The sequence below is a fragment of the Bacillus spongiae genome, from assembly GCF_037120725.1.
GTDB lineage: Bacteria > Bacillota > Bacilli > Bacillales > Bacillaceae_K > Bacillus_CI > Bacillus_CI spongiae.
In genome coordinates this window covers 98,494-114,809 of sequence record NZ_JBBAXC010000012.1, presented here as the reverse complement: position 1 = coordinate 114,809, position 16,316 = coordinate 98,494, and the positions used below count along the sequence as shown (strand labels likewise).

10 protein-coding genes and 1 pseudogene are annotated in these 16,316 nt (G+C 34.8%); 6 read left to right on the top strand and 5 right to left on the bottom strand.

Going from position 1 to position 16,316, the window contains the following annotated elements; all coding sequences use genetic code 11:
• Positions 1 to 397: 397 nt before the first annotated feature.
• The 3 genes from WAK64_RS14975 to WAK64_RS14965 all read left to right on the top strand — a co-directional run bounded on the left by WAK64_RS14975 (position 398) and on the right by WAK64_RS14965 (position 4,797).
• A complete protein-coding gene (locus WAK64_RS14975) occupies positions 398 to 2,461 on the top strand; it encodes a DUF4357 domain-containing protein (RefSeq protein WP_336587800.1) in 2,064 nt (687 codons plus the stop codon).
• A gap of 64 nt (positions 2,462 to 2,525) precedes the next feature.
• Positions 2,526 to 3,719: a DUF262 domain-containing protein gene (locus tag WAK64_RS14970; RefSeq protein WP_336587799.1), complete on the top strand. Its 1,194-nt coding sequence runs from the start codon at positions 2,526 to 2,528 to the stop codon at positions 3,717 to 3,719.
• A gap of 10 nt (positions 3,720 to 3,729) precedes the next feature.
• On the top strand, positions 3,730 to 4,797 hold the full coding sequence (locus WAK64_RS14965; RefSeq protein ID WP_336587798.1) for an MAE_28990/MAE_18760 family HEPN-like nuclease: 1,068 nt from the start codon (positions 3,730 to 3,732) through the stop codon (positions 4,795 to 4,797).
• Between the two features lie 103 nt (positions 4,798 to 4,900).
• Here WAK64_RS14965 and WAK64_RS14960 read toward each other — a convergent pair whose 3' ends face one another.
• Positions 4,901 to 6,343: a hypothetical protein gene (locus tag WAK64_RS14960; RefSeq protein ID WP_336587797.1), complete on the bottom strand. Its 1,443-nt coding sequence runs from the start codon at positions 6,341 to 6,343 to the stop codon at positions 4,901 to 4,903.
• Positions 6,340 to 7,395 carry a hypothetical protein gene (locus tag WAK64_RS14955; protein WP_336587796.1) on the bottom strand — a complete coding sequence of 352 codons (1,056 nt, stop codon included), beginning with the start codon at positions 7,393 to 7,395 and terminating at the stop codon, positions 6,340 to 6,342. The genes WAK64_RS14960 and WAK64_RS14955 overlap by 4 nt, the downstream gene beginning before the upstream one ends.
• 194 nt (positions 7,396 to 7,589) lie before the next feature.
• On the opposite strand from WAK64_RS14955, the gene WAK64_RS14950 reads away from it, so the two are divergent.
• Positions 7,590 to 8,768: an IS256 family transposase gene (locus WAK64_RS14950; RefSeq protein ID WP_336587795.1), complete on the top strand. Its 1,179-nt coding sequence runs from the start codon at positions 7,590 to 7,592 to the stop codon at positions 8,766 to 8,768.
• Positions 8,769 to 8,945: 177 nt separating this feature from the next.
• Complete coding sequence (locus WAK64_RS14945) at positions 8,946 to 10,322, top strand: Sau3AI family type II restriction endonuclease (RefSeq protein WP_336587794.1); 1,377 nt, start codon at positions 8,946 to 8,948, stop codon at positions 10,320 to 10,322.
• A 268-nt stretch (positions 10,323 to 10,590) separates the two neighbouring features.
• On the opposite strand, the gene dcm is transcribed toward WAK64_RS14945, so the two are convergent.
• From dcm to katG, 3 genes and pseudogenes are all read right to left on the bottom strand, one after another.
• Positions 10,591 to 11,850, bottom strand: coding sequence for a DNA (cytosine-5-)-methyltransferase (gene dcm / locus WAK64_RS14940; protein WP_336587793.1), 1,260 nt, complete (start codon positions 11,848 to 11,850; stop codon positions 10,591 to 10,593).
• A gap of 738 nt (positions 11,851 to 12,588) precedes the next feature.
• Positions 12,589 to 12,754 (bottom strand): annotated as a pseudogene (locus WAK64_RS14935) (IS3-like element ISBce13 family transposase); the annotation flags it as partial.
• A gap of 166 nt (positions 12,755 to 12,920) precedes the next feature.
• On the bottom strand, positions 12,921 to 15,134 hold the full coding sequence (katG, locus tag WAK64_RS14930) for a catalase/peroxidase HPI (RefSeq protein ID WP_336587792.1): 2,214 nt from the start codon (positions 15,132 to 15,134) through the stop codon (positions 12,921 to 12,923).
• A 609-nt stretch (positions 15,135 to 15,743) separates the two neighbouring features.
• Between katG and WAK64_RS14925 the strand changes: the two genes are divergently transcribed.
• Positions 15,744 to 16,313 carry a Crp/Fnr family transcriptional regulator gene (locus WAK64_RS14925; protein ID WP_336587791.1) on the top strand — a complete coding sequence of 190 codons (570 nt, stop codon included), beginning with the start codon at positions 15,744 to 15,746 and terminating at the stop codon, positions 16,311 to 16,313.
• The last annotated feature ends 3 nt before the right edge of the window (positions 16,314 to 16,316 follow it).

The following is a 16,316-nucleotide window of genomic DNA, read 5'->3' as shown; positions in this document are numbered from 1 at the left end:
CATTATTAATAATTTTTCATCTGTTTTATCCAAGTGTATATTCGCAAAACATTGATAAAAATGGTTTTCAATGGATTTAATATACTTGAAATGGATAAGTATATTTATCAAAACGCTAAGACTGTACACTTTTATAATGACAGTCTTGGCGTTTTCTATTGGAAAGATGACTTATAATGAGTTGTAAGAACCATAAAGATAATGAAGGGATTAATTTCAGGAGTTTATTTACAAATAATTAGTAATAATTGTTGGTGATTCTTTTGCTATTCCTATGGAAGTGAAAAGACGGTGAAGAATTTGGTGAACCATCAAAAACTGTATTACCGTCAGAATTATGGAAGATAATGTACAGCCGTTATGATGTTAAATATAGAGTACATTGGAGGAATATAATATGAAAACAAAATTAACAGCCCAAGAGACACCTTTACATAAAGTGTTTTCTGATGATTTTTTGTTCACTGTACCATCTGTTCAACGTCCTTATTCATGGACAACAGATGAGGCTGGGGAACTCCTGGACGATATTTTAGAATTTATTAATCACTATGGTATTAAAGAAAATAATGTCAGCAATGTTGACGAACCTTATTTTTTGGGAAGTATTGTTTTAGTAAAAAAAGACGGCCCAAAATCTGAGGTATTAGATGGCCAGCAGCGATTGACTACACTTACTATTTTATTTTCTGTACTACGCGATATTCTAAGCGATGATTACGCAGATGATATTGGACAAATGGTGGTACAGAAGGGTAGTAAGATATTAGGTACAAAGGATACATATCGACTACATTTACGTAAAAGAGATGATGAGTTCCTAAAAAAGTACATACAAGAAAAAGGAATGACACACAAGGTAGCAAAAGACACTCCTTTCAAGACGGACAGCCAAAAAGCTATTCGAGATAATGCAATGTATTTTATGGAACGCTTAAATGAGTTAGATGAAGACACAATAAAAACACTTCCATTAGTATTAGCAACTTTATGTTTTATTGTTGTAGTTTCTACCCCCAATTTTGATTCGGCTTTTCGCATATTTACTGTTTTAAATGACAGAGGGTTGGATTTACTTCCAAGTGATATTTTTAAAGCACGCGTAATTGGAGCAATCCCTGATGATGAACAGGATTCCTATACAAATAAGTGGGAAGATGTTGAAGTCTCATTGGGACGCGATAGATTCAATAAGTTGTTTGATCATATAAGGATGATAATCCAAAAAAGAAAAGGAAGTGCAAATTATAAAGATGAATACGAGGATATCTTCTCTAAAGTAACTGGAAAAGACTTCATTGATGATATATTAATTCCGTATAGTGAAATTTATCTAAAACTCGTTAATTATCGATCTTTTTACAGTCATCAGCCTAAGATAATAAAAGTATTAAGCTTGCTTAATCGGATTGATAACAATGACTGGATTCCTGTGTCAATGTATTATATTCAAGAATACAACGAAAAACTGGAAGAGTTTTTAAGTTTACTAGAACAGTTTGCGGGTATCAGCATGGTGCTGCGGAAAAACTTCAATTGGCGAATGTCCAAGTACTCACAGATACTAAGGCAAATGGAAAAAGGAGTCGATGTGTTTTCTGAAGAATCTTTATTAAAGGTATCAGATGATGACAAAAGGGCTGTTTTGGAAAAATTAAATGGCGATGTGTATACAGAGTTAAAAGATACTGTAAGGAGATACGTACTGCTACGCCTAGATTCATTACTAACAAACGGACAACCTTTCTATGATCATTCCGTTATTACTGTTGAGCACGTCCTTCCACAAACACCTAAAGAGGGTAGTGATTGGTTGGTGAATTTCTCTGATCCATCTGAGTATGTGCATAAACTGGGTAATTTAGTTCTATTAACTCGATCAAAAAATTCTCAAGCTCGAAACTATGATTTTAATAAAAAGAAAGCATCATATTTCCAACCCAAGAATGGAGTTACGACTTTTGCGTTAACTACTCAAGTAGTTCAAGAAAATGAATGGACGCCTGAGGTTCTCGAAGCAAGACAAAAGAAATTGATTAACTTATTGCGGCAAGCATGGGATCTTTATGTAACAAATAACAGTAGTACACCTAACAATGAGGATAAGAACAATAACTCAAATGAAAGTCATTTATATAAAAAGTACTTTATAAATGCGGTTAGAGGAGCAAATGCAATTGGTACCCCTGTATCTAGTGGTTTCAAGGTATTAAAGGAATCATTATTTGCTGATTCGGTTAGTGATTCTTATCAACAAGGATTTCTAGATTTAAGGAAACACTTAATTGATAAAGGTTTATTAGTAACTAAAGACGATGGCGTATTATATCTTGTGAAAGATTATACTTTTACTAGTGCATCAACTGCGGCAGCTTTAGTTTTGGGGCGAAGTGCTAATGGATTAACGGAATGGAAGACAGCAAGTGGTGAGCTGTTAAGGGATAGTGAGCAGTATGGATAATTTAAAACTTGGCATACTTTAAATATCTATAAGACCAAAAGAAGAACAATGGAGATGAATGTTAATGAATCTTTTTGAAAATGAAGATATTAAAATATTTCAAGAATTTACTGATGAGAGTAAAGAAATAGACCATGATAAGATTAATGAGAAATATCAAAAAGGAGAGGTTCGGATAGTAACAGAACAAGGTCGGTTTCAACTCACAACAGTACCATCGATAGTTGAAAGTGAAGATTACATTTTAGATCCTGAATTTCAAAGACGCCATAGGTGGAGTATTGAGAAGAAGTCTAGGTTAATAGAATCATTTATTATGAATGTACCTATCCCACCAATATTCTTATATGAGATAGATTACTCTGTATACGAAGTTATGGATGGCTTACAAAGATTGACGGCTTTGTATGAGTTTTATAGCAACGGGTTTGCATTAGAAGGGTTAGAAGAGTGGCCAGAATTGAATGGTTTGACATATTTGGAATTGCCTTCACAAGTTAGAAGAGGGATTGATCGTAGGTATTTGTCCTCAATGATATTATTAAAAGAAACAGCACGATCCGAAAAAGAAGAGCAAAGACTAAAGCAACTTGTTTTTGAACGCATAAATAGTGGTGGTGAGCGTTTGGAAGATCAAGAGAAAAGAAATGCCCTGTACAATGGGCCTTTAAATAGACTTTGTGCTGAATTATCTAGAAATGAATACTTCTGTTGGATGTGGGGAATTCCTCAAAGAACTAATGAAGAATTAAAGGGGGTGCTATCTAAAGAACTTACTGAAAACCCTCTTTATAGAAAGATGCAAGATGTAGAATTAGTTTTAAGGTTTTTTGCATTTAGACATATTGCTCAATGGGAAATAGTATCTCTAACGCGTTTTTTAGATTTATTTTTGCAAAAAGGGAATTTATTACCTAATGATGTACTTAAACAATATGAGCAATTGTTTAATGATACATCTAAGTTAGTATATGAACTATTTCAAGAGGATGCTTTTTGCCTCTATCGAAAAAGAAATAATAAGTGGATTATGTACAATAGGCCAACAAAAGTAGTCTACGATCCGATAATGTATGTTTTGAGTAGTTATATTGATAATAAGGATCAGTTAATTAAACAACGGGATAAAATAAAAGAAGATATTTTAGAGTTTTACCAAGAAAATTACGAAACATTTGGTGGAAGAAATACTGGAAAAAATGACGTGCTAACCAGGATACAGTTACTAGATGACTTTTTTGGTAAATATTTAGGGTAAGGTAAGAATAATGATATTAAAATACTCATTAATCGAATTAAATAAAGGCTTGGAAAAGATAATGGTTTATATAGAGGGTATGAAAAATCATAGGGAGTTATTATTGGACATCAGAGAACATAAAAAAGCTTCAGGCATAATTAACGATCCCTTAATAATTAAGACTCAAGAAATACTGATTTCACACCTTCAACCTGATAATAAAATATTCGAATACTCAAGTGTAATAATAAATTTGTATGGTCTATTAGAAAACTATATTGAAAACCTTATTAAGGAGTACCTTGATTACTTATCAGGATGTATTCCCAAGTACAATAACTTACCAGATGCTATAAAAAATAATCATTATGAGTTGTCAGCTGGCTTAATAAATAATTTATCGTTACCAAAATATAAAGATAAAATAACTAAAGAAATAATTATAAATAATTTATATAGTTGTGGGAATTGCAAAGGACTAAAAGAATATAAGATTAATAATGATGCTTTTACTCAGCATACATACAATTTTAAGGAGCAGTCAATCAACGAGTTCTTCAAAAGCGTGGGTTTGGCTAATATTACCTCTTTAATGAAAGGTAATATAGTTTTTAGAGAATATTTAGAATCAGAAGGTATAGAAATAGAAAATGCCTTCCATATATTAAATGATTTAGCAGAAAGGCGAAATAGAATCTCGCATGGTTCTGAAGAGAATGACATTTTAGATTTAGATGAATTATACAGGTATGCAAACTACATCAAGGAGTTTACGAACTCATTAAATACTGTATTAATTGAACAAGCTTTGCCTTTTATTATACGAAATGGGGACAATATTGTTAAGATTGGTAATCCAATTGCTAGAATAACAGATAAGATAATAGGTATAAATATAGATAATGTTAAATTGTCTCAAGGTGATACTATCTTATTTGAAAAACCTGAAGGGAAATTTGGATTTGGCGTTGTTCAATCTTTACAAATTAACAATGAAGAATATGAGGAAGTTGAACCGAATGGTGAAGAATTTCAGGTAGGGGTATGTTTTGATTCTAAGGTAAAAGATACATATACACTATATTCTTTTATTTAATACATACAAAATTTAAATCAATTCTTAAGGGTAGCAGTTAAATCGGATTGCTACCCTTTTCAAGCTTTTCAGCGTTTATCTTTCAAATAAACAATTCGCCAAGCTATTCTTCTAATAATTTGTTTTTTATTTCTAAATAATGTACAGGGTGTAATTCATGATACTTGTATATAGAAGCAATGATTACTTGGTTATCAGAGAATTCCGCCATTATTATATTCATAGTCTCACTGATATTTTCCTGATCTACTTCACGACCACTAGGTGAATCAAGAACTATTGGTAATTTAACACCTAAAATTTTTTGAATCTCTAAAATATACGCCATTTTAAATGAAAAAACTATCTTATGTAATACTGCCCCACTTAATGATTTTAAATCCGATGTAAATATGTAGTCTGTATTAGGGTTTATAACATCGTTAACCCCTAGCTTTTGAGCAAATCTCGTTATTGATTTATGTAAGTTATCAACAATAGTATTATTAACTGTAGTCTTATCAAGAATTGCTTTTTTTAATCTTTTATTATCGTTACTTAATTGGTTTATTATTTTCCTTATTTGATCAGGATTGATTTTTATATGAGCTATTTGGCGATCGAATTTCTCAATTTCAGACTGAACATCTATAAGATTATAGGAGTCTGTAAGTCTCTGTTTTAGCTTAGATAACTCTGTATTTACAGTAGCAAGTCTTATTTTAATCATGTTATAACGTGTATCAATATATCTTTGATTGTCATCAATATGCACAATCGTATTTCTATTAACTGGAATCGTTTTCCCTGTATCTTCGTCCTTCACCATCAGTTTCATCTTTTCGATAAAGTTAGTAAACTGTGTATTTTCTCTTTTAATTTCTTCAATAGATTTTAACTTAGCTTCCAATTCATTTTTATCAAAAGTAAGTAATTGAATTTGATTCTCTAACTCAGATGTATAGTTAGGAAAATCAATATTATTGGCAGATTCCGCAAGGTGTTCTTTATAATCAATGATACTTTGTAGTTGTTGATACTTCTTTAATTCCAATTTTACGGCTTTTTGTTTTTCACGTAACTCTGTTACATCCCTATTTGATAACCCTTGTACTAGTTCTTCGATATTAAAATGAATACCTCCTATTACAGTCCCCCTATTTAATAAAGTCCAACCCTTGTCTTGATCCATATAAATTGCACCTAGGATGTTTTTTAGGATTGCTTCGTTTGTTGTATTCCAAAGGAAACTATGTAATTGTACTTCTTCATTTGGTAATAAAAATGAATAACTGTCTTTGTTATTAATACTTAATGTAATAAAATTATTTAACCTACGTGTCTCCATATTTTCATTTTCGGTATCAAAATTACATATTACAGTACAATTATGAAATTTAATCTTTTTAGTACCAGGTATGTTGTAACCGAGAGCATAAAACAAAAACCTTAATAAAGTAGACTTTCCTACACTATTTTTCTTACTGAATATCAAGTTAAAATTTGAATTGAAATTAAATCTTTTAGTAATTCCTTCATATTCTATGATTAAGTAATTAATCTTCATAATCCAGCCGCCTCTTTTACACTATTTATTGTAAAGCGATTTTTTAAGATTTTAATAATTACTAACTTAGCTACGCCTTCTTTTATTTCTGGTTCAACTAATTCATTAATAATAATAGAATCATAGAATTTCCATTTTAATTCGACAAATTCTTCAAAGGCTTGTTTTCCTTTTAATTTCCGATTTGCATTTCGAAAGTCATTAAAATCATTAATAACTTTTGTAACAAATTCAAATTGCTCAGTTTTTTTGTCTATAAATGTAGAGTACTTTCTATTAATTTCATCAATTTCACCTAAGTCATAGTCATCGAAGAAATCATTATAATATGAATTAGAAGAATCTAAGACTACTATGGGCCATACCAATTCTTCTTTCTTCAACTCTACATGTCTAGTTGCGGCATTTTGAAAGAATATACTTTGCCAATAATTCATAACATCTTGAGCTACTCCGTCTGGTGCGCTTATTTTGGCAGTAACTAAGAATTTCTTTACAGCTTCAAATATTATTCTATATCTTGTCTCATCATCTTGACCAAAAAAAGGGAACACACTAATTTCAAGTTTGTTATAGTCTAAATTGGATATGTTTAATTGGTAATTTTCAACTACACTCTTAATATAGTGATCTATGATTGTCCTTGCTTGATCGTTCAGTTCAGTATAAGAATATATTGTAAAATACTGTCCCCAATAGTAATTTAGATCATTATTTTTTAATGGGTTCATTATATTTGAGATATAAATTATTTTTTCGTAATCACTCTGATTAATAGCATTTATTAGAGTTTTAAGAGCATCTCTTAACTTTGTTAATGTATTTGTACTTGGAGTTGGGTCTTCTTGTGATTTTGCTTGAGCAAAAATCCTCTTGTTATCCTTTAGATATAGCTCAATATCATCAATATTGCCTTCAACTTTTAAGGAATCTAAATTTTTTATATTTTTCAGAGCTAATAAAATAGCTGCATTGCTTTGGAAGTCCCAACCAAATGCGGATGATGTAGCATTGGTATTTATAACTGAAGTAGAATCTGTTGAATTTACCATTTTTAATCACCTAACTATAGTTAATCAGTGCAAAATATATCAAAACAAAGCATTAGTAAAACTTTCTTACTATTATAGAGATGTTGAGAGTGTAAAATATTTTGTGTAAATGAATAAATAGAAAAAGGAAGCCCTTTTCTTGTAGAATTAATTCACCACAACTAACCCAAAGAAAAGAGGTCTTCGGTCTTCCTATGGATCATTTTACTACAGATATCATGCAAGCTCTAGCTAAAAAACAAGATATTACTGAGGTCTTTCGCATGCATTTAGAAAAAGCTGTTAATAAACTGCTGGAAACAGAATTAACTTCTTTTCTAGATTACGAGAAATATGACCGTATTGGTTTTAACTCAGGAAACTCTAGAAACGGCTCATATAGCCGGAAAATTAGTACAGAGTATGGGGACCTCAAGGTGACCATTCCTCGTGATCGTAATGGTGAATTCAAACAACAAACGGTTTCCCCTTATAAACGTTCAAATGACACGCTAGAATCCTTTGTGATTCACCTGTTTCAAAAAGGTATAACGATGTCTGAAATTGCTGATTTAATAGAGAAAATGTATGGACATCACTACTCTCCTCAAACGGTTTCCAACATGACGAAAACCGTGAGTGAACAGGTAGAAGCTTTTCAATCCCGTTCTCTTTCTTCACGTTATGTTTGTGTCTATTTAGACGCCACTTTTATAGCCGTTAAGAGAAAGACTGTTTCAAAAGAGGCTGTCTATATTGCCGTTGGCATCCGAGAGGATGGATCCAAAGAAGTTTTAGCTTATACACTCGCTCCTACGGAGTCTGCTTTTATCTGGAAGGAGCTTTTAGTAGATTTAAAAGAACGTGGTGTTGAAGAAGTACTTCTGTTTATTTCAGATGGATTAAAAGGCATTACCGATAGTATTCACTCCATTTTTCCACATTCGCACTACCAGTCTTGTTGTGTACATATTTCAAGAAATATCGCCCACAAAGTACGCGTATCAGATCGTGCTGAAATATTTGAAGACTTTAAAGCTGTTGATCGAGCAGAAAACTTAGAAACGGCCAAAAAAGCCCTTGAAGATTTTATTGATAAGTGGAAACTCACTTATCCTAAAGTAACAAAATCCTTACAAGGTAATCCTTATATCTTTACATTTTACAACTTCCCTAATTCTATATGGAGAAGCATTTACTCGACCAATTTAATAGAGTCCTTCAACAAGCAAATTAAGAAATACAGTAAGCGTAAAGAACAATTTCCAAACGAAGAATCAATCGATCGTTTCTTAGTATCACAATTCGAAAGTTACAATCAACGTTTCGCCACTAGATGTCATTTAGGCTTTGATAAAGCTCGAGCAGAGCTAGCAGCTATGTTTAAAGAATAAAAATGAGGCTTCTATAAGAAAAGGAAATAGTTATTTACACAAAATTATTGACGCTCCCCAACGCTAATTATTAACTGAAGAGACATATTATTATGTGAATATATACATAATTTTACTTTTCTAGTAAACTTACAAATAAGAATACTTAATATTCTCTTAGTGATAAGGAGTTATGAAATGTCATTTGATACTATTGAAGAATTAATGAGCAAAGCCCAAAAAGCAGAAGGGAGAACTTTCGGAGAAATAGATAATACAGGTAGAATAAAAAATCTACGGTCAAAAGGAACCCTCGGAAACATTATAGAGGAGAGTTTTTTTGGTTACGAGGTCAATTCAGTTTCCAAACCAGACTTTGAAAATTTAGGTGTAGAACTGAAAGTAACTCCCTTTAAAAAAAATAAAAACGGTACATATTCCGCAAAAGAACGTTTAGTTCTGAATATTATTGATTATATGGAAGAATATAAATTAACCTTTGAAACTTCATCCTTTTTGAAAAAATCCATAAAAATGTTAATTATGTTATATCAATATGAGCATGATCTAGCCATAAATGACTTTCGTATAATCAAAACATTTTTGAATGAATTCTCAGAAGAAGACCTAGCAGTAATGCGTAGAGACTGGGAAACTATCGTGACAAAAATTAAAAATGGTGAGGCTCATCTGATTTCAGAAGCAGATACGATGTACCTTTCGGCATGTACTAAGGGAGCAAGTAAAAAAAGCGTCAGACAACAGCCTTTTTCAGATAATATGGCAAAACAACGTGCTTTTTCCCTGAAAGCATCCTACATGACAGGATTGATACGAAAACATCTTACACCTGAACACATAGAGGCTTTTTCAAAGCCAGGAGAATTAAACGATAAGACTCTTGATGAAATTTTAGACGAGAGATTCAAACCATATTACGAAAAAAGAGTAGATGAACTTTGTAATGAAGTTGCTATTAAACATAACCCTAGAAACAAATCCATGATTCCACACCTAATGGCAAAATTACTAGGTGTAAATAAAAATGATATTAATCAAATTGAAGAATTCTCTAAGGCGAATATTAAATTTAAAACCGTTTGTCTCGAACCCGATGGAAAAATTCGTGAGCATATGTCTTTTACACATTTAGACTTTAACACTTTATTAAAAGAAGATTGGGAAGAAAGCGATTTATTTAATATTTTCTCTGAACAAAAATACCTCTTTTTAGTATTTAGATTCACTGAAAAGTATAAAAAAGGTTTAAAGCGCATTCCTTATTTCGAAGGAATTAAGCTTTGGAATATGCCACAAAACAACATTGAAGGAGAATTATATGATTTATGGATTGAAACACGCAAAATCGTAAAAGAAGGAGTTAAGTTAGATCCTAAGAAAAATAAGGTCAATAATAATCTCCCTGGATCGAAATTTAATAACATTTGTCATGTGAGGTCGAAAGCAAGAAACGGAAAGGATAAAGTAATACTGCCTGATGGTCAATCAATTACAAAGCAATGCTACTGGTTGGATAGAGATTATGTACAGAAAATCATAAGCAATAAAGAATAAAATGCATTAAATAAAATATTCTTCCATGCTACTTAAGGAAGGTAACCATGTATTCAGAGGATAAGCATCCGCGATTTCAGCATAATATATTTGATTCCCCAATTATTATGGAGGCGTAGTTAATGGATTTTAATAATTGGTAAGCCCAAACATAAGATTAAATGATAATACTAAGCAAAAAATTAATAGAATTTATATTTCTTTTATTTATGAAAGACTACTTAAAATTAATGAACTCTCCTAAATCCACCTTAGGAGAGTTCATTGCTTATTTTGTATCTGTTTCAAATACCAAATCAAGTTCCACTTGATTTCCATCTATGTTTTCCTTCTCGATTTCCGATATCCGTTTTCCCATACGTTCTATTAAACCGACAACCAATGCATTCCCCATACAGAAGTACCTCATCCGATCGGTCATGCCTTCTGTCCAATTTTCCGGAAATCCGTTTAAAAGTTCACACTCTACTGGTGTAAGGATACGCAATTTTTTGGATTGAGGATCTTCTACTACATGTGAACTTCTATTGATAGTTCCTTCGCTCGTCAACATCGTTCTCCCAGGCTTATTTAATGGTTCAGGAAAAGACATACCTCCTTCAGAGAAGACATATTGATGACCGGTTGCCGAGGTTCTCTCTATCTTCTTAGGCCCTTTCAAGTAGGTAAACTTTTCAATAGCAGCTTCTGACAAATAATATTTGTCATCTACATCTGACTGAAGAATATCACCTAAAGTTTTTGGCGCTTCCTCTTCTGGAATTACTGCTTCCGTATAAACCAAATCATCTCTCATAATGCCAGCATTATAATAATTCATCGAAAATTCATCCGATATTTCTACTATGTCCTTCTTCATAATGAAAGATTGAGGTTTTTTCTTTGTAGAAATTCCTTCTTGCACCGGGAATGCCTTCGCAAAGAAGCCTTCTTCATGAATCATCTGGCTTTCATTGAAATGTCTTCTATTGAAGACATAAGGGGTTTCATTTTTAGTCGCAAATATAAACACCCTTCTTCTTCTCTGAGCTTGTCCATATTCAGCGGCATTGATGACTCTCCACTCCACTGAATAGCCTAAGTCTCTCAGGCTGGCCAACATAATAGAAAAGTCCCTTCCCCTTTGTTTGGAAGGGGACTTCAATAACCGGTCAACATTTTCAAGTAAGACATACTTTGGATTCGTTTCTTTCATCAACCGAATGATTTCCCAAAAAAGAACACCTTTCTTCCCTTGTATCCCTTTTTCTCCATTTAAACTTCTTGCAACAGAATAATCCTGGCAAGGAAATCCACCAACAATCATATCAATAGATTGATTTTGGAAAATCTGTGTATTTACAGAGCTGATATCTTCATTCGAATGTATCCCTTTACCCTCAAAATGACGGGCATAACAGTTGAATGCATGCTGAGCTTTCTGTGAAGGCTCCCATTGATTTCCCCATACCACATCGAAACCACCTGAAGCTTCTAAGCCAATCCGGAATCCACCTACCCCCGCAAACAATTCAATTACATTAATCATGACCGAACATCCTTTCGGTTTTTTGCTTAGCTATATTATATTAAAACTTGTTCAAAAGATCAACTATTTTGATAGTAAATATTAAAATTATTTTTTGGGCTATCTTAATGTTTATAAAAATATATTATAACAGAAAAAAGGTAGGTCTTTATATAGGTATATTTGGAAAGGAAATACTTATAAAATTGCGGAATTGTTTTAAATAATAAAGTAAATAATATTGTTCTTCAAAACTCTTTCCTCTCATGGAAGTCAGAATTAAAGGAGAACTTTGGAGATAAGAAGGAGCTTTGTGTTTTAGGTATTCATGCTGAAGAGGCTACCGAAGTACAGTTACGTCTAAACGGAATTAATAAAACTTAACCCTCATTAATTATGAGCCACTCGGAAAATATGAATCTATATTGTTTTTTTCGATTTCATCATAAAATATTGTGATTTATAGAAAAGAAAGTACTTATGAATTCCTTAAAACAATGTTAGCATCCAACAGAACAGTAGGAGAATTCATAAATACTTTCACTATAACTAGATTTACCAGAATTTAAAGTAATAAAACAAGAGGTATCGCTAAATACCTTTCGTAACGATTTAGGAAAAAGTAATAGAGGAATGTTGTTTTTATTCTTTCATTGTTAAGATTTGAGTCAATATCTTAAAAAAATTAAGTTAACGGTTTATGCAGATTGATGGAACATATCTTCTCGTTCCTAGTTCCTGAGGTGTCTGATAGTCTAATTAAATAAGAATATGACGACGGTTGTACCACCCTTCAATAAATTGAAACAAGGCAATCTTTGCGGATTCATATTTTAATTTAAGTAGTGTGATAAGCTTTTTCTTTTTTCAAAATAACATGAAATGCTTCAATACAGGCATTATCGTATGGACAGCCTTTTCTACTGAAGCATGGGTTGATCCGTATCGTAAGGGTATCAGCTCTAACTCTCCATACGACCTCAAACCAGTCCACTAAAGAGAATAATGTAACAAAAAACCGCACCCCCAACTTTCTCTAACTTTGGGGGTGCAGTTTAATTAGGATTAGTTATGTCTCCATCATTAAAAGTTTATTTCAAATCAAACCGATCTCCATCCATCACCTTTACCCACGCTGCGACAAAGTCGCGTACAAATTTTTCTTGGTTGTCGTCTTGTGCATATACTTCAACGAGAGCACGAAGGACGGAGTTTGACCCAAACACGAGGTCAAAGCGCGAGGCAGTTCGCACGATTTCCCCTGTTTTGCGGTCGTGGCCTTCATATTGATTGAAGCCAGCTGGCTTCCACTCAATGTTCATGTCAAGCAGGTTTACGAAGAAGTCGTTTGTCAGGCTGCCGATACGGTCTGTGAATACGCCGTGGTTTGAGTCGCCGTGATTTGCGCCAAGGACACGCATTCCACCTAGAAGAACGGTCATTTCTGGTGCAGTCAAGTTTAGTAGATGCGCTTTGTCGATTAGCATTTCTTCTGGGCTGGTCGCGTATTCCTTCTTCTGATAATTACGGAATCCGTCCGATACAGGCTCTAATACATCAAAGTTTTCCACATCGGTTTGGTCAGCTGTTGCGTCACCGCGACCTGGGGAAAATGGGACGGTTACCTCGAAGCCGGCTGCTTTTGCCGCTTGTTCGATTCCGACGCTTCCACCTAATACGATTAAGTCAGCAAGACTAATGTTCATGTCAACCTTGCTTTGGATGTCTCCGTAAACACCAAGGACCTTCTCAAGCTGTTCAGGCTCGTTTGCTTCCCAGTCCTTTTGAGGAGCCAGTCGGATGCGTGCGCCGTTCGCACCACCGCGCATATCAGAGCCGCGATATGTGCTGGCGGAAGCCCAGGCTGTTTTCACGAGCTCACTTACTGTTAGTCCAGAATTCAGAATTTTTGCTTTCAGGTCAGCAATCTCACCTTCAGATAGTTCGTAATCAACCGTTGGAACCGGGTCCTGCCAGATTAACTCTTCTTTCGGAACCTCTGGACCCCAGTATCTTTCTTTCGGACCCATGTCGCGGTGAAGTAGTTTGAACCATGCACGGGCGAATACATCAGCAAATTCTTCCGGTTTTTCATAGAAGCGACGGGAAATCTTTTCATAGTCTGGATCCGTGCGCAAGGCCATATCCGCTGTTGTCATCATCGTCTTCACACGAACCGATGAATCTTCAGCATCAGGGGCCATATGCTCTTCTGTCATATGGATCGGTGCCCACTGAGAAGCTCCTGCAGGGCTTTTCGTGAGCTCCCACTCATACCCAAATAATAGCTCGAAGTAGCCATTATCCCATTGAATCGGGTTTGTCGTCCAAGCGCCTTCGATACCACTTGAGATCGTGTCATGCCCTTTTCCACTCTTGTATGTGCTCATCCAGCCCAACCCTTGTGTTTCAAGTGTCGCCGCTTCTGGATCGTCCCCGACATGTGAGGCGTCTCCTGCACCATGTGCCTTACCGAATGTGTGGCCACCAGCGATAAGGGCTACCGTTTCTTCGTCATTCATTCCCATTCGTTTGAATGTATCGCGAATATCATAGGCACTTGCTAGTGGATCTGGCTCACCGTTCGGGCCTTCAGGATTGACATAAATCAGTCCCATCTGTACTGCCGCCAGTGGATTCTCAAGCTCGCGGTCGCCTGAATAGCGGTTGTCCGCTAACCATTCCTTCTCAGCTCCCCAGTACACATCTTCTTCTGGATGCCAAATGTCTTCACGTCCTGCTCCAAAACCGAACGTTTTCAAGCCCATTGATTCGAGTGCCACGTTTCCAGTTAATACAAGTAAGTCCGCCCAGGAAATTTTGTTTCCATACTTTTGTTTAATTGGCCATAATAGACGGCGCGCCTTATCAAGGTTGACATTATCTGGCCAGCTGTTTAGCGGGGCAAAGCGCTGTGATCCACTTGAGCCACCACCGCGTCCGTCTGCCGAGCGATATGTACCTGCTGCATGCCAAGACATTCGGATAAAGAATGGTCCATAGTGACCGTAGTCAGCAGGCCACCAATCCTGGCTGTCTGTCATCAAATGATGCAGATCCTTCTTTAAAGCATCGTAATCCAATTTAGAGAATTCTTCTTTATAATTAAAGTCTTCTCCCATTGGATTGGATTTTTGATCATGCTGGCGGAGGATTCCTAAATTCAACTGATTCGGCCACCAGTCCTTATTCGTCGTCCCTCTAGGGGCGGTCGTCGTCGTGATAGCACTATCCTTGTGATGCGTAACAGGACACTGTCCTGCAGACGTGTGTTCTTTTTGGTCAGGGTTATGGTTGTTTTCCATTCAACATTCTCCTTCCTATTTTTGAACATGAGGTCGAAAATAACAGCACAACATACAACATAAAAAGTTAGATTTTTGAGATAATTCTTACTCTTTATTATAGTGGACAGGGAGTTTGATTCAAAGTGATAAGTGTTATAGATGGAGAATTTTTCATAATCATTGTATAGAGACCAAGTGTCTCCTTGTCCCCTTTCACTATATGCTTTCAAGGAAGAAAAGCCCTCGTCAATAAGTAATGAAACGAAACATGCCTTCTAATAACAATTTTGTTATCAAGAGTATGTCGCAAATGAAATGATGCCTTGTACTTTTTTCAGTGAGTAGATTTTGCCAAATATATACCATCTACTATATATGAAGTGGTAGATGACTTCTTTGTAATCTAGACATTCTCACTATATTGACCTTAAGGCGAGTTATCTTCAGTATATCCTGAGAAAAACGATTTAGTCTGAAAGGCTGTTGTTCTAATGCAGGTGAGCGATAGAAATTTTTGAGGCAGTCATTAAAAGGAGATTTCATAATTCTTAATGTTATATTTTGTTAGATTCATAGCTTACCAATATGCTATAACAATAGAAAAGGGAAATGTGGAGGTGGGCTCAAATGAAAGAAGTTCTTATTCGATATATGAAGCGGTATTCCGATATGAGTGAATCAAAATTAGAGACAATTGTTTCAGATGTGCCGATTGAAAAGTATAAGAAAGGAACCCTCCTATTGGAGCAAGGAGAGGTTCCACAGACATGTTATTTTGTATTAAAAGGGTGTGTACGACAGTTTGCGGTGGATGAAGATGGTAGAGAAACAACATTTAACTTTTTTACTGAAGAACAAGGGGTTACTATCTTCACTCAACATACTCCTGAAAAAGCATCAAAGTATTCGTTAATTTGTGCGGAAGACTGTGTGCTCGTTGTCGGTGACTTATCTACCGAGCAACAGATGTATGACATGCACCCAGAACTGGAGACGATGATGCGCAAGTTATTTGAAGAGAATATGGGTGAAATGCATGATGATCTTGCTACGTTTATTGCTTCTCGGCCAGAAGAGAGGTATAAGGCATTCCTTGAGAAACGGCCTGATTTAATCAATCGTGTCCCACAGTACCAGTTGGCCAGTCTACTAGGTATGACACCTGAGTCACTTAGTCGTATAAAACGGAGATTATAGCCC

Excerpts from the sequence above, each read along its gene's own strand:
- WAK64_RS14975 (WP_336587800.1), top strand. The coding sequence starts at position 398 with ATGAAAACAAAATTAACAGCCCAAGAGACACCTTTACATAAAGTGTTT.
- WAK64_RS14970 (WP_336587799.1), top strand. The coding sequence starts at position 2,526 with ATGAATCTTTTTGAAAATGAAGATATTAAAATATTTCAAGAATTTACT.
- WAK64_RS14965 (WP_336587798.1), top strand. The coding sequence starts at position 3,730 with ATGATATTAAAATACTCATTAATCGAATTAAATAAAGGCTTGGAAAAG.
- WAK64_RS14960 (WP_336587797.1), bottom strand. The coding sequence starts at position 6,343 with ATGAAGATTAATTACTTAATCATAGAATATGAAGGAATTACTAAAAGA.
- WAK64_RS14955 (WP_336587796.1), bottom strand. The coding sequence starts at position 7,395 with ATGGTAAATTCAACAGATTCTACTTCAGTTATAAATACCAATGCTACA.
- WAK64_RS14950 (WP_336587795.1), top strand. The coding sequence starts at position 7,590 with ATGGATCATTTTACTACAGATATCATGCAAGCTCTAGCTAAAAAACAA.
- WAK64_RS14945 (WP_336587794.1), top strand. The coding sequence starts at position 8,946 with ATGTCATTTGATACTATTGAAGAATTAATGAGCAAAGCCCAAAAAGCA.
- dcm (WP_336587793.1), bottom strand. The coding sequence starts at position 11,850 with ATGATTAATGTAATTGAATTGTTTGCGGGGGTAGGTGGATTCCGGATT.
- katG (WP_336587792.1), bottom strand. The coding sequence starts at position 15,134 with ATGGAAAACAACCATAACCCTGACCAAAAAGAACACACGTCTGCAGGA.
- WAK64_RS14925 (WP_336587791.1), top strand. The coding sequence starts at position 15,744 with ATGAAAGAAGTTCTTATTCGATATATGAAGCGGTATTCCGATATGAGT.